This is a genomic window from Apibacter sp. B3706 (assembly GCF_011082725.1).
Taxonomy (GTDB): Bacteria; Bacteroidota; Bacteroidia; order Flavobacteriales; family Weeksellaceae; genus Apibacter.
Window position 1 is genome coordinate 1,470,465 of record NZ_CP049715.1, and the last position, 13,730, is coordinate 1,484,194.

General features: G+C 30.8%; 13 protein-coding genes. 6 read left to right on the plus strand and 7 right to left on the minus strand.

Going from position 1 to position 13,730, the window contains the following annotated elements; translation table 11 throughout:
* Window position 1: 1 nt before the first annotated feature.
* Window positions 2–1,237, minus strand: a complete 1,236-nt coding sequence (locus G8C41_RS06570; RefSeq protein ID WP_166006810.1) for a T9SS type A sorting domain-containing protein — start codon at window positions 1,235–1,237, stop codon at window positions 2–4.
* A 120-nt stretch (window positions 1,238–1,357) separates the two neighbouring features.
* Between G8C41_RS06570 and G8C41_RS06575 the strand changes: the two genes are divergently transcribed.
* Together G8C41_RS06575 and G8C41_RS06580 are read left to right on the plus strand one after the other, a co-directional pair.
* Window positions 1,358–3,529, plus strand: coding sequence for a TonB-dependent receptor plug domain-containing protein (locus G8C41_RS06575; protein ID WP_166006812.1), 2,172 nt, complete (start codon window positions 1,358–1,360; stop codon window positions 3,527–3,529).
* Window positions 3,530–4,585, plus strand: coding sequence for an HmuY family protein (locus G8C41_RS06580; RefSeq protein ID WP_166006814.1), 1,056 nt, complete (start codon window positions 3,530–3,532; stop codon window positions 4,583–4,585). It abuts the gene before it with no gap.
* Window positions 4,586–4,632: 47 nt separating this feature from the next.
* Here the strand turns inward: G8C41_RS06580 and G8C41_RS06585 are convergent, their stop codons facing one another.
* From G8C41_RS06585 to rsfS, 6 genes are all read right to left on the minus strand, one after another.
* The gene (locus G8C41_RS06585; protein WP_166006816.1) at window positions 4,633–5,526 is read right to left on the minus strand and encodes a bifunctional 5,10-methylenetetrahydrofolate dehydrogenase/5,10-methenyltetrahydrofolate cyclohydrolase; all 894 of its coding nucleotides are present in this window, start codon (window positions 5,524–5,526) and stop codon (window positions 4,633–4,635) included.
* Window positions 5,527–5,701: 175 nt separating this feature from the next.
* Complete coding sequence (locus G8C41_RS06590; protein ID WP_166006818.1) at window positions 5,702–6,358, minus strand: phosphatidylserine decarboxylase family protein; 657 nt, start codon at window positions 6,356–6,358, stop codon at window positions 5,702–5,704.
* The gene (locus tag G8C41_RS06595; RefSeq protein WP_166006820.1) at window positions 6,355–7,218 is read right to left on the minus strand and encodes a phosphatidate cytidylyltransferase; all 864 of its coding nucleotides are present in this window, start codon (window positions 7,216–7,218) and stop codon (window positions 6,355–6,357) included. Before G8C41_RS06595 ends, G8C41_RS06590 begins: the two co-directional genes overlap by 4 nt.
* 12 nt (window positions 7,219–7,230) lie before the next feature.
* Window positions 7,231–7,800 carry a hypothetical protein gene (locus G8C41_RS06600; RefSeq protein WP_160568292.1) on the minus strand — a complete coding sequence of 190 codons (570 nt, stop codon included), beginning with the start codon at window positions 7,798–7,800 and terminating at the stop codon, window positions 7,231–7,233.
* Window positions 7,801–7,899: 99 nt separating this feature from the next.
* The gene (gene ftsH / locus G8C41_RS06605) at window positions 7,900–9,897 is read right to left on the minus strand and encodes an ATP-dependent zinc metalloprotease FtsH (RefSeq protein ID WP_185149857.1); all 1,998 of its coding nucleotides are present in this window, start codon (window positions 9,895–9,897) and stop codon (window positions 7,900–7,902) included.
* Between the two features lie 50 nt (window positions 9,898–9,947).
* A complete protein-coding gene (gene rsfS, locus G8C41_RS06610) occupies window positions 9,948–10,322 on the minus strand; it encodes a ribosome silencing factor (protein WP_166006822.1) in 375 nt (124 codons plus the stop codon).
* A 126-nt stretch (window positions 10,323–10,448) separates the two neighbouring features.
* On the opposite strand from rsfS, the gene G8C41_RS06615 reads away from it, so the two are divergent.
* The 4 genes from G8C41_RS06615 to G8C41_RS06630 all read left to right on the plus strand — a co-directional run bounded on the left by G8C41_RS06615 (window position 10,449) and on the right by G8C41_RS06630 (window position 13,712).
* Entirely contained in the window at window positions 10,449–11,144 is a 696-nt protein-coding gene (locus tag G8C41_RS06615; protein WP_160543018.1) for a biotin--[acetyl-CoA-carboxylase] ligase, read from the plus strand.
* A gap of 108 nt (window positions 11,145–11,252) precedes the next feature.
* Window positions 11,253–12,629 (plus strand): tetratricopeptide repeat protein, encoded by a 1,377-nt coding sequence (locus tag G8C41_RS06620; RefSeq protein WP_160543017.1) that lies wholly within the window; start codon window positions 11,253–11,255, stop codon window positions 12,627–12,629.
* 46 nt (window positions 12,630–12,675) lie between these two features.
* Window positions 12,676–13,317 carry an ACP phosphodiesterase gene (locus G8C41_RS06625; RefSeq protein ID WP_166006824.1) on the plus strand — a complete coding sequence of 214 codons (642 nt, stop codon included), beginning with the start codon at window positions 12,676–12,678 and terminating at the stop codon, window positions 13,315–13,317.
* The gene (locus tag G8C41_RS06630; RefSeq protein WP_166006826.1) at window positions 13,314–13,712 is read left to right on the plus strand and encodes a thiol-disulfide oxidoreductase DCC family protein; all 399 of its coding nucleotides are present in this window, start codon (window positions 13,314–13,316) and stop codon (window positions 13,710–13,712) included. The genes G8C41_RS06625 and G8C41_RS06630 overlap by 4 nt, the downstream gene beginning before the upstream one ends.
* Window positions 13,713–13,730 lie beyond the last annotated feature (18 nt).

Below are 13,730 nucleotides of genomic sequence, written 5' to 3' on the forward strand. Positions count from 1 at the left end.
TTTATTTGATAATGATTTTTTTAGTCGCTTTATGATCACCTACTTTGAATACGAGAATGTAAATTCCGGGTGTTAAGGCAGATAAATTCAATTCTTTTGAATAAAAACCGGCTTGTCCTAAGATTTTATCTTCGTACATTTTCTTACCACTTAAGCTATATAAGGATAATTCTGCTTTATTTGCATTGGAATTTTTAATATCATATAGTAAGGTAGCCGTTTTATTTACTATTGGATTAGGATAAACCGTAAAGGAGGAATGATCTGTCAATTCTTCTATTCCTAAGTTATTTATTTTTTTATACGTGAAATTGATAATTCCTGTAGCTGCTCCTCCAAAATCAGTAAACCATAATTCATATAAGCTCGTTGTTTGATCTTTTTCTGTTTTAACGTAATATTTATTTTTTGGAATTATGTATGAATAACCGGATAATTCCTTCCATCGGTCTCCTATGGTATTAATCTCTTTTTTAAAATTTTCATTTTGGAGTTCAGTTTGGTCGCCTTCTAATTTCTTAGCAACGGCAACGTGAGTATTTTGTAATGCTCCTGTTACAGAAACATAATCTATGTTTTTATAGAACGAAGTATATTTTGTAAAAAGCAAATCCCAATCTGAATCTAAAGGAATTGTATCTACCAATTTATTAATTTTCAATGAATAATAGTTAAACATTTTTCCTTCACCTGTAGAATTTAAGACAGTAAAGGATTGATCTGAAGTCCATGACGTTCCCTCCCAAATGGCATATTTACAAGTATATCCTTTAAAATAATCTTCAATCATAAATTTCATAAGAGTTCCATCGTCATATTCTAATACAAATATGATAGAACCTACTACATGATGGGTGGGCATAAAATATTCTCCCCATCCGTAGGTTGCCGAACCGTTATCGAACGCTCCTTTTTCCCATTTAACCTCGCTATTATATAATTTTTTCCATTGTTGTTTCTTAGATACATCAATAGTATTCCAATCTGAAGCTGCATTTGCTGCTTCATAAACTTTAATGCGTGCATCATTCACGCGTGTAGCAAAACTTCTGGCATCTTTTCTTAGAAAAGCTAAGTCCCAATCAGTTGTGGGCAGGGTGATTTGATTATTAGAACCCAATTGAAAATATACTTGTTGGGTATAAGAAGAGCCTAAGGAAAGAGCGATATTTTTTTCTTGAGCATGTACGGTAACTTGCACCATAAACCATACTATAAGCAGTATAGTCCTTTTCATAATCAATAGATTTAAGTTTTTATTCTATTTTTATTTAGGGCAAATATAATTATTATTTAGATTTATTCTCAATAATATTTAGATTTATTCTAAATTATTTTTACTTTTGCTAAAAAAACTATGAAAAAGAATAGCTCCAATAAGTTCTTTTTATTATATATATCTCTGATTTTAAGTAATTTATCTTATTCTCAAGAGAATAATGACAAAAAAAATAAAGTAAAGGATATTGATGAAATTGTGGTAACAGGTCAATATCATCAACAAAGTGTTGATAAATCCATATATCAAGTTGAGGTCATATCCCAAGAAGATATTAAAAACAGAGCAGCATCCAATATATCGGACATTTTAAGTTATTATCTTAATTTTAATACTCTACCCAACAGTAAAAACGGGGATTCTGAAGCTTCTCTTTTCGGTTTGGATGGTCAATATTTTAAAGTATTGATAGATAACATTCCTATGGTGAGTGATTATGGAATGGGCTCCAATGTTGATTTAACCAAAATTAATTTAGATAATGTGGAACGGATCGAGATTGTGAGAGGGAGTATGGGTACGGATTACGGTTCTAATTCTCTGACGGGAATTGTCAATATCATAACCCGTAAAAAAATCAATTCCCAATGGAAAGTTTCCGGTTATGTACAAGAGGAAACGGTAGGTAAAGAGTATGATTGGAAAGAACAGGGCAGACATATTCAATCGTTAGATATTTCTCATTCTTTATCAGATAAATGGTTCTTATCTTTAGGAGCAAATCGTAATGATTTTAAAGGTTTTTTCGGAAACAAAAAGGGTAAGAGATATTATGAAAATGATGGTAATAGAGGATATGAATGGCTTCCTAAGGAACAATGGAACTCTAATGCTCTTATTCATTATAAAACTACTGATTTTAATGCTTTTTATAATTTACAATTCTTAAATGAGTTGACTAATTATTATAATCCTATCGTTGATTACAGGGCATTGTCTGAAGGTGGTCTTTTTACTTATGCTTCTAAGGATCGAAATTTTAAAACAGATCGTTGGCTACATCATCTTTTTTTAAGTACCAAACTTTTCAATTATCTAACTTATAACGGGGATTTTTCTTATCAAAAACAAAGTAGAAAAAGCAGGGATTATACGTACGATATTGGTATGAGAGAGGTTTTTGGAAAGAAAGATGCCTATAAAAAATATGCCGGAACTGATGCCTGGTACACTCGCGGAACTTTTAGTTCTCCTTCCCTTAGTAAAATATTATCTTATCAAATTGGCTATGAATTTAATTTTATTGAAGGATTAAGGTCTGCGAATTCCAGTTCGATTGGAGGAATGAACACTTCCGGCTTTCAAGAAGATTTGAAAAAACATTTAGACAATTATGATGTATTTGGATCTGCTGAAATCAAAGCGAACCCGGACCTATATTTAAAACCCGGATTCCGAGCCAGTTTTAATACAAAATTTGATAATCAGTATTCTTATTCACTGGCTATGAAATATCAACTATCTCCTAATTCTAATTTTCGTACGGAAGTTACTTCTACCAATCGAACTCCAAATTTTGACGAATTGTATACGTATTTTGTAGATACTAATCATAATGTACAGGGAAATGAAAATTTAGTTCCCGAAAAAGGATATTCCAGTTCCATTTATTGGAATCAGAAATTTAAATCTAAAGATAATTTTAAAGGTGATATCACGCTAAGTACGTTGTATATTAATCTAAAAGACAAAATTGAACTTGCAACGGTTAATATGCAACCGTTAGAATATAAATATTTGAATGTGGATAAGTTCAAAACATGGGGATTACAATTCAATTCAAATATGAGAATTCAAAATTTTCATTTTAACCTGAATGCTTCTTATTTTGGAGTTTCTCGAACGTTAGAAGACAATATCAACGGCATTACTATTACAACTCCTGATAATGATTATCTGTATACCTTTCAATTAAACTCCAATGTTAACTATACTATTAAGAAATGGGATACTACTTTTTCTCTTTTTTATAAATATAACGGAAAAGAATCTTCTTATGTATTAGATTCTAAAACTGATTCTTATTACTTGGGAAAACAAGATGATTTTAATTTATTAGATTTTTCGGTTAGGAAATCATTGTTTAACAAATTTATTGAACTTACGGCAGGGGTAAGAAATATTTTTGATGTTAAGAAAGTAAATACTACTGCTGCACAAGCAGGAGCTCACGACGGACCTGTAAAAAGTATCAATTTATTTTATGGTAGATCATACTTCGCTAAACTTGGTTTTAATTTTAATATATAAATGATGAAAAAATATTTTTTACCTATACTTATTTCTTTTGTTGTTCTTTTAAATTGTAAAGAAGATGATAGTCCTATCGTGGTTCCTCAACCGGGAGCTACTTTAGATGTTCCCGTTGGCGGCCCTACCGAACCTAATCAAGTTTGGGTTGATCTGGATCAAAACCGTATGAATGTAAATCAAAGGGATTCTTGGGATTTTGGATTTTATGGTGGGGATAAATTCCGTGTTATTTTAAATAATTCTACGTTAATGGCTGCTGGTAAATTGAATACTACTTCGATAGATGAAGTGAAAGAATCTGATATCGCTTCTATGAAATCGGTAGTAACGGTAGGTAATTTTCAAGCGGATAATGTGCAGTATGTTGATGATATTATGGGAAATTATTTGGAGCGCACCGCCATTGATGAAATAAGCGAAAAAGATGAAGAAAATCATGTGTATCTTGTCAATATGGGGTATTCAGTATTTACAGGGAACACGAATGATTTAAAGGTTGTAGGAGAACACAGAGGATGGAAAAAAATTAGGGTTCTTCGTAATGATTCTAATAGTTATAAAATTCAATTTGCAGATATAAATGATACAACGCATAAAGAAATGATAGTTAAAAAGGATAAAGAGTATCATTTTTCTTATTTAAGTTTATCCGTTGGCATCGTCAAAGTTCAGCCTGCCAAAAACTTGTGGGATCTATGCTTTACAGTTTTCATAAATGAAAATAAAGGACATGGTACGTATACTTTTTCTGATTTTGTGACCATAAATACGATGAATAACACCGGAGCCTATCAAGCAAATATATCTGATGTGGGAAGTTACGAAGATTTTACTAAGGAAAAAGTAGATTATACTAAATTCGTTTATAATGATCACAGAGTTATCGGGTCCAGTTGGAGAACAACGTATGGAGGGGCTAAGGTATTTACGGATCGGTTTTATGTTCTTAAGGATTCTAAAGGCAATTTATTTAAACTCAAATTTTTAAATATGACGGATAAGGATGGACGAAGAGGATATCCGAAATTCGAATACAAATTACTCACTAATTAATTGCTCTTTATTTACAGGTTGTTGGTTTTTCAACAACCTGTTTTTTTTTATTCATTTTTATTATTTATTTCTTTGCTGTAAGCATACAGGGTATTTTTCAAAAGCATGGCTCTGGTCATAGGCCCTACACCTCCGGGAACCGGAGTTATCCAAGATGCTTTTTTTGATACTTCTTCAAAATCAACATCTCCGGCTAAATAGTACCCTTTTTCGTGTGTGGTATCCTCAACTTTAGTAATTCCAACATCAACAATTACCGCTCCTTGTTTAATCATGTCTGCTTTTAAAAAGTGGGGAACTCCTAAAGCAGTTATAATAATATCTGCATTTCTTGTATGCTTAGGTATATCAATGGTTTTAGAATGTACTAAAGTAACCGTCGCATCCCCGGGATTTCCTTTTCGGCTTAGAAGAATACTCATCGGACGCCCTACAATTCTGCTTCGGCCAATGACAACCACTTCTTTGCCCTCGGTTGGAATGTTATATCTGGACAGCATTTCCATAATTCCGTAAGGAGTTGCGGGTAAAAAACTTTCAATTTCTAAGGCCATTTTTCCAAAATTTACGGGATGAAAACCATCAACGTCTTTATCTGGATCTATAGCCGTTATAATTTTTTCTTGATTTATATGTTTGGGAAGAGGTAATTGAACTATAAATCCATCCAATCCTTCCGTTTCATTAAGTTTTTTTACATCCTCAAGTAATTCATCTTCTGTTACAGTACTCTTAAGTTTCAACAAGGAAGATTTAAATCCTACTGCTTGACAATCTTTAATTTTATTGTTTACATAGGTTACACTTGCAGCATTTTCGCCCACAAGAACAGCTAATAAGTGGGGTTGACGATGGCCTTGGTTTACATATTGGATTACTTCTTCTTTAATTTCTTGTTTTATTTGCTTAGATAATTTAATACCGTCCAATATATTAGCCATATTTTTAATTTTAAAAGTGATACAAATGTAAAAATTAACTTCTAAATGATCGGTATTATATCAATTGTTTTTATCTGATTTCTTAATCAAATATTTTTTCTTATTTACATACATGTAATAGAAATTTGGATAAAAATTCGCCTATGAAATTAAGTAAGAAAATTAGTAAGTAGTACTACTCTGTTAATCTGGCTATTACCCGTTCTCCTCCATCAGGTATAATATCTCCTACTTTAACTAAAATTTCAGTTCCTAAAGGAAGAAACACATCCATTCTAGAGCCGAATTTTATAAAGCCGAAATCTTTACCTGCTTGAGCTGTATCTCCTATTTGAGAATAAATTACTATTCTTCGAGCCATTGCTCCTGCAATTTGTCTAAAAAGAATTTTTTGTTTTTGTTCCGTTTCTACAGCAACTGTAGTTCGTTCGTTTAATTCTGAAGATTTTTCATGCCAAGCAACTAAAAATTTACCCGGATGGTATTTCTTAAATATAACTTTTCCGCTTACCGGATATCTGCAAACGTGTACATTTAAAGGAGACATAAAAATAGATACTTGGATGCAATTGGTTTTAAGAAATTCTTTTTCATAAACTTCTTTCACAATTACCACCTTTCCATCTACAGGTGCAATAATTTCATTTGCCTTTGCTTCATAGCTTCTTATCGGATTTCTGAAAAACCAAACAATAAAAAATGATAATACCAGAACCGGTACCGCTATTATAAGTCCCCAATAGTTAAGAAAATAAATGGAAAGGATACTTATTAGTATGCTTACTATTAAACTAATACCTATAATGGTTTTACCTTCTTTGTGTAACCTCATACAATAGTATTTATTAAATAATAGGCAAATATAGCAGGGATGCAAAAGATAAAACTATCTAATCGATCCAATACTCCGCCATGTCCGGGAATTAAATTTCCGGAATCTTTAACTTTAAATTTTCTTTTCAGCTTAGATTCGGCCAGATCACCTATTGGTGCAAATATAGCTATAATTATACTTATTACAATCCAATTACCACGTAAACCCGGCTCCAGATATTCGATAACTAATCCTGCTATTATGGTAGACACTATTCCTCCGATTAACCCTTCAACAGATTTATTAGGTGAAATCTTGGGAGCTAGTTTCCGTTTACCGAATTTACTGCCTATTAAATAAGCAAAGCTGTCACTTATCCAAAGTAATAAAAAGACATAAAATATTTCGGGAGTTAAGGGATTGGTACTCCGTGGTATAGCCAGACTCAACCCAAAAGGTATACTTAAATATGCTGTTGTGAATATGAGTTTTGCACTGTCCGTATAGAGCTCATCAGAAAAATAAAATAGAGTTATAATGGATAGGAAAAATAAAACTAAAATAAGAATATATCTCCAATAGAGTAACCGTAAACTGAAACTGCTGTTAAAAAAATTTTGAGTGAAAGTATAATATACAATTCCTATTAAGACAAAGGTTAGAAGTTTATATATGAAATTTGAATATTTTAAAAGCTTTATTGTTTCAAAACTGCACCCTAATAAAAATAAAGTAAGCAAAGCATATAATAAATAGGAGGTATTTATTTTTAAGTCAAAGTAAATATAAAGTATGTCGGATAGAAAATGAGTGGTGCATAAAAAAATAAGCAGCACATAGACAAGACCTGATAAGGCACGGACAAATATTGTTTTCACCAGTTTTAAAAATTATTCTTCAACTAAAAGTAAATATAGTTTTTTAGCTGTAGATATACTACTAAATCCTTGTACTTGATTGCCATGTATTGAAGTAATATTGGAAGGAATATTATTCTTTTTAGCATATCTTATCTTAGCTAATCCTACACTTGAGGAAGAGATGATTTGACCTGGAGTAGCCCAAACAATAATTTTTTTGGGTAAATCCGTTTTTTTTAAATGATAGGTTTGATCGGAAGAAATCATTATGGAACCATCCAAAGCTACTAAGTACTCACAATTAATGAGGGCAATATCTTGATCGCCTGTACTTTGTGTTGAATAATTGCAATCTAATTGATTAATCATAGATATTAGTTTAGGTTCCACACACAGGACTTCACTAATATCTTCATTCTTAAGTATTTCTTGTAAATAATGTAAAGATTCTTCCTGATTTTCACAGTAAAAGAACATCCCTCCTCCTGCTTTAAATTTCCTAGCAAATGCTACATCTTCTTCTTCTCCTTCATTGTAAAAATCCAGATTAGTAGTTTCTTCTTTGTTTTTTTTTCCAAATATTTTGTTAAGAAATCCCATTCACTTTTTAGCACTTAAAAATCAAAATTATTATCAAATCAAATATATAAAAATCTTTTTATTTTATATGTTGTTTAGAATTTATCAAAATACTTGCCATTATTCGGATTTTGATTCACTATTTTGATCATTTTCTTTAAGGCTTTCCTCATTTATTTCTTCTGAAAAAGTTTCTTCATCAAATTTTCTTTTACCGAAAATTTCTTCTAAATCTTCTTTAAATATTACTTCTTTTTCTAATAATTTATTAGCTAATCTAGTTAATTTATCTTTATTATCTGATAAGATCTGAACAGCTCTTTTATATTGCGATTCAATGATCTTTGATATTTCTTTGTCAATAGTTTCAGCAGTAACTTCTGAGTAAGGCTTTGTAAAACCATATTCGTTGCCTGAGCTATCATAATAAGAAATATTCCCTATTTGATCGCTCAATCCGTAAATGGTTACCATCGCATTGGCTTGCTTTGTTACGCGCTCTAAATCGGACAAAGCTCCGGTTGATATATTATTAAATATCACCTCTTCTGCAGCTCTTCCCCCTAAAGTAGCACATATTTCATCTAACATTTGTTCTGTGGTTGTTAACTGTCTTTCTTCAGGAAGATACCAAGCTGCTCCTAATGAGCGTCCTCTTGGAACAATAGTTACTTTTAATAAAGGAGCTGCATGTTCAACCATCCAGCTTATGGTAGCATGGCCTGCTTCGTGAAAAGCAACTCTCTTTTTCTCATGAGGCTTAATTACTTTATTCTTTTTCTCCAAACCTCCGATAATTCTATCCACAGAATCTAAGAAATCTTGCTTTCCTACACTTTCTTTTCCTTTACGTGCTGCTATTAACGCCGCTTCGTTACAAACATTGGCAATATCTGCTCCACTAAATCCGGGAGTTTGTTTAGCCAAGAAATCGACATCTAGATCTTCATCTAATTTTAAAGGTTTCAAATGAACTTGAAAAATCTCTTTTCTTTCATTTAAATCCGGTAAATCAACATAAATGGATCTGTCAAAACGGCCCGGACGCATTAATGCCTTGTCTAATATATCTGCTCGGTTAGTTGCTGCCAAAACGATAACGCTGGTATTTGTTCCAAAACCATCCATTTCTGTTAGCAACTGATTTAACGTGTTTTCTCTTTCATCGTTAGATCCGGTAATATTGTTTTTACCTCTGGCTCTACCGATAGCATCAATTTCATCTATAAATATAATTGATGGTGATTTTTCCTTAGCTTGTCTGAACAAATCTCTTACCCTGGAAGCCCCTACCCCCACAAACATTTCTACAAAGTCTGAACCTGATAAAGAGAAAAAGGGAACTTTAGCTTCTCCGGCTACCGCTTTGGCTAATAAGGTTTTACCGGTTCCCGGAGGGCCTACTAATAAAGCACCTTTAGGTATTTTACCTCCTAATTTGGTATATTTTTGAGGATTTTTTAAAAAATCAACTATTTCTTCTACTTCTTCTTTTGCTCCTTCCAATCCTGCTACATCTTTAAATGTAACTCGAACATTATCGTTTTCATCAAAAAGTTTAGCTTTGGAGCGACCGATATTAAAGATTTGTCCTCCTCCTCCGGCACTTCCTCCGGCCATCTTACGAAATAAGAAAAACCATATTAGTGCAAAGAAAAGAATTGGTAACAATAATTGAATAAAAACATCTCCCCATTGACTAGGGTTTTCAAATTCTAAATTGGTATTTAAATTATAATTTGCTTTGTCTTCGTTGAATCTTTTTTCAAAAAGTTGTTTATCTCCTGCTATGAATGAGAATTGTGGAGAATCTGAAAGTTGTTTAAATGGACTGAATCCTTGATTGTCCATGTTATAAACTTCAGGATTCTTCATTGCTTCCTGTGTCAAATATACTTTTACCTCAGAAGAGCCGTTAACAAATACTACATTTTTAACGTAACCTTTTTCTAAGTAGCTGAAAAATTTAGCAGAATCTATTTTTACGTCTTTTCCGGAATTTAAAAATTCTTGTGATACTAGTAGTATAGCAAATATGATAAGTATACCGTAAAACCAATTAAACGAAAATGGTTTGTTATCTTTTTTCTTTTTATTATTTTTATTATTTGTTTCCAAAATTAAGTCTGATTTTTTATAATTATCGGATTATGTATATTTATAAGATCTTATTTGTCCGGATTAGGAATTCTGGTTATTTCCACATCACCCCATAAATTTTCTAAATCATAATATTCTCTGTATTCGGGTTGAAAAATATGAACAACTATAGATACGTAATCCATCAAAACCCATTGTTGATTATCAACTCCTTCAATATGCCAAGGCTTGTCTTTAGTATTATTTCTTACGAATCTTTCCACAGAATTGGAAATTGCGGAAACTTGAGTATTAGTTCCCCCCGTGCATATGACAAAATAATCTGTAATTGTATTTTCTAATTTGGTAAAGTTCAAAATAGTTATATCGTATCCTTTAACTTCTTCTATCCCTTTTATAATATTTTCTAATAATTCTTTTTTTTCGATCTGTGTATCAGTCATCTATTCTATTTCTAGTATAATGTGTCTTTTATAAAATGTAATGAATTTATGCAAAAATAATCAATTTATCACTTATATTAATTATAATTTAATAATTTTATCATTTAATTGTATTTGTCAAATCTTATGCCATTAGAATATTTTGATAAAATTGGTTCTACTAACGATTTTGTCAGAGAAAATATAAAGCAATATTCAACTAATTTCCACGGTGTATTTTCTTTTAATCAAACGAAAGGAAGAGGCGTTAATGGCCATCAATGGATGTTCGAACCCGGTAAAAATATTGCTCTGACATTTTGTCTTACCACCCCTTCCATTCCTAATAATTTTCTTAGTTTTTGGGTAGCTATTCGGGTATGTTTATTCATAAAAAAAATAACAAAAACTGATGCCTTAATTAAATGGCCTAATGATATTTTAATTAATAAAAAAAAAGTCTGTGGTATTTTAATTGAAAAATCAGGAAACACGTTTATTGTAGGAATTGGCATCAATGTTCTTCAAAAAGAATTCACGGGAATTCCTCATGCTTCATCCTTACTTTCTTTTTCTTCTCAAAATTATAATCTAACGGATCTAGTACATGGTTTAATGAAAGATTTTGAAAATAATTTCCATTTACTTGATGATCCCTTGTATCTTCTTTCCAATTATAATGAATATCTGTTTGGTAAAGGAAAAGTACTGGCTTTTAAAATAGGCGGATCCATTAAAAACGGAATTATTCAAAAAGTTGAAGAAGACGGACTTTTAGAGGTTAGAATTGAAAATAAGGGGATTATGAAATTTAGAATCAAAGAAATCGAATTTTTATATTAAATTATTTAAATTTTGTTTAATACTTGTGAATAATAAATTATTTCAAATAGTTATAATACTTTTTTTTTAATTATATTTACATAAATTTAAAAATAAAGTAAAAACTAAGTGGAAGATTTTTTTGACAATGAGCTGGTAAATATGTTCGAAGAAATGTTGGAAGAAAATAAATCCGTTTATTTTGAAGCGGATGAGTTTTGCGAAATTATTTCTTTCTACTTGGAGATTTATGATTTTGAATATGCTATTAAAGCTCTTGATATTGCATTTTCTCTATACCCAAACAATATTGATATTAAAATTAAACAGCTCGAATATTTTGTTAAAATCGAAGATTTACATAATGCTTTCGATTTAATCGAAGAATTAAAGGAATTATGTTTTGCTGATACTGATTACTTAATTGCTACTGCAAAATATTGGTCTTTGCGTAATTTTCCTTATAAATCTATTGATTTCTATAAGGCGGCATTAAAAAATGAAGAAGATGAAGATTATATTTATAATTGTTTAGGCCATGAATATCTTGAAATTAAGGAGCCCACGTTTGCTTTAAATTCATTTAAAAAAGCATTAGAATATAACAAAAACGATGAGTATTCCTTATTTTCTTGCATACATTGTTACGATATTTTACATCAGCATAGAGAATGTATAACTTTTTTAAATCAATACATTGATGTAAATCCTTATTCCGATGAAGCTTGGTTTCAATTGGGATTACAATATTTAAATCAGAATTGGTATGATAAAGCTTTATTTGCTTTTGATTATACAGTTATAATTAACCCTAAGAGCATTGCCGGATATACTCAAAAAGCCTTTTGTTATGAAAAATTAAACCAATGGGAAAAAGCGATAAGTGTTTATAACGAGTCTTTAGATTTTGACGATACGGCTGCTTTTACACTTTTTAAGATTGGACAGGCTTATAATAAGCTTCGTAAACCTATACAAGCGCTTACCTCTTTTCAAAAAGCAGTAAAAGAAGATCCTCAATTTGATAAAGCTTGGTATGAAATCTCTGACATCTATGATTCTTTAGGTAATAATGAAGAAGCTCTTCACTACATAAAAAAAGCTCTGGATATAGAATCTAAAGAGGTTAATTATTGGAAAAAATATGCTTACCTCAACATTCAGCTTGGAAAATATGAAGAAGCTTCTGATTCGTTTGAAATAATTATTGAGCTTGAACCCAATCATTTTTATAATTGGTTGGCTTTTTCCGAATTACTCATCAGTTTGGGGGATTATAGTAAGGCCGCATTACTATTGCATAAAAGTTTTAAGAATTTTCATAGAGCAGAACTCTATTATCAACTAAGCAACTGCTATTTCTTATTGAAGAATTATGAAAAGAGTGAAAAATTTTTAAAAATGGCACTAAAATTGAATCCTTCCATTAAACAAGAAATGCAGGAAAAATACTCAATTTTACTTAGGGATAACACAATTAAATATAAAAATCCCGGCATTATTTAAAACCTATTTATTAATAAAAACCATAAAGAATAATTGATAATATTCAATGAACATTGTAGCCCATCAATTGCTATCGTATCAAATTCCTGATATACAATTAGGTAATGTGTTGGGTGAAGTTGTTCGGGGTAAAGATTATCAAAATTATCCTCAGTCTATCGCTACCGGCATTCTTTTACATCGGCATATCGATTCATTTACGGATTCTCATCCTATTGTTAAAGAAACAACTAGTATTTTCCATAAATCGTATGGAAAATTTGCCCCTATAATCACCGATGTTATCTATGATTATTTCTTAATAAAAAATTGGCATTTATTTTATGAAGAGGATTTTGAGCATTTCAAAAATTCATGTTATGATTTGGTTCAAAGTACAGAACTATTGTTTCCAAAAAAATTAGATACCATTGTAAAATCTTTAATTGAAGATGATTGGTTTGAAAAATACAGTACTTATGAAGGTATTGAATGGACGCTGCATCATCTAACCAAAAAATCCAAATTTAATCAAAGCATTGCTGATATGGGTAATTCAATTAAGGAGATATATTTACAAGAAAAAAAAATTGAACGGCATTTTCTTGATTTTTTTCCTCAACTTCAATCTTATTGTAAAAAATTTATTATAAAGTTAATGCCGGAATACGAAGTTTTAATTTTGCAAAACCATACTCATCGTTTATGAAAACATACATTGTTTTATTTGACGGCGTTTGTAATCTTTGCAATTCTACGGTTCAATTTATTATTAAGAGAGATACTCATAATCAATTTAAATTTTCCTCTTTACAATCCGAATATGGACAAAATTTTTTAAAGGAAAGAAATCTTGATTCTTCCGATTTTAAATCAATAATTTTATATGAACCCGAGGTAGCGTACTATACTAAAAGTACAGCTGCTTTAAAAATAGCACAGAATCTTGGTTTTCCCTATAGTCTCTTATCTGTTTTTCTGTTAATCCCTTCTTTTATAAGAGATTGGATTTATTCTTTAGTATCCAAATATCGATATCATTTATTCGGAAAAAAAGATAGCTGCATGGTTCCTACTCCTGAAAATAAAAGAAAATTTATTTAAAATTTCGGATAGATATTT

Coding starts and splice junctions, on each gene's coding strand:
- G8C41_RS06615 (WP_160543018.1), top strand. CDS start 10,449: ATGCCATTAGAATATTTTGATAAAATTGGTTCTACTAACGATTTTGTC.
- G8C41_RS06585 (WP_166006816.1), bottom strand. CDS start 5,526: ATGGCTAATATATTGGACGGTATTAAATTATCTAAGCAAATAAAACAA.
- rsfS (WP_166006822.1), bottom strand. CDS start 10,322: ATGACTGATACACAGATCGAAAAAAAAGAATTATTAGAAAATATTATA.
- G8C41_RS06575 (WP_166006812.1), top strand. CDS start 1,358: ATGAAAAAGAATAGCTCCAATAAGTTCTTTTTATTATATATATCTCTG.
- G8C41_RS06625 (WP_166006824.1), top strand. CDS start 12,676: ATGAACATTGTAGCCCATCAATTGCTATCGTATCAAATTCCTGATATA.
- G8C41_RS06590 (WP_166006818.1), bottom strand. CDS start 6,358: ATGAGGTTACACAAAGAAGGTAAAACCATTATAGGTATTAGTTTAATA.
- G8C41_RS06570 (WP_166006810.1), bottom strand. CDS start 1,237: ATGAAAAGGACTATACTGCTTATAGTATGGTTTATGGTGCAAGTTACC.
- G8C41_RS06600 (WP_160568292.1), bottom strand. CDS start 7,800: ATGGGATTTCTTAACAAAATATTTGGAAAAAAAAACAAAGAAGAAACT.
- G8C41_RS06630 (WP_166006826.1), top strand. CDS start 13,314: ATGAAAACATACATTGTTTTATTTGACGGCGTTTGTAATCTTTGCAAT.
- G8C41_RS06580 (WP_166006814.1), top strand. CDS start 3,530: ATGATGAAAAAATATTTTTTACCTATACTTATTTCTTTTGTTGTTCTT.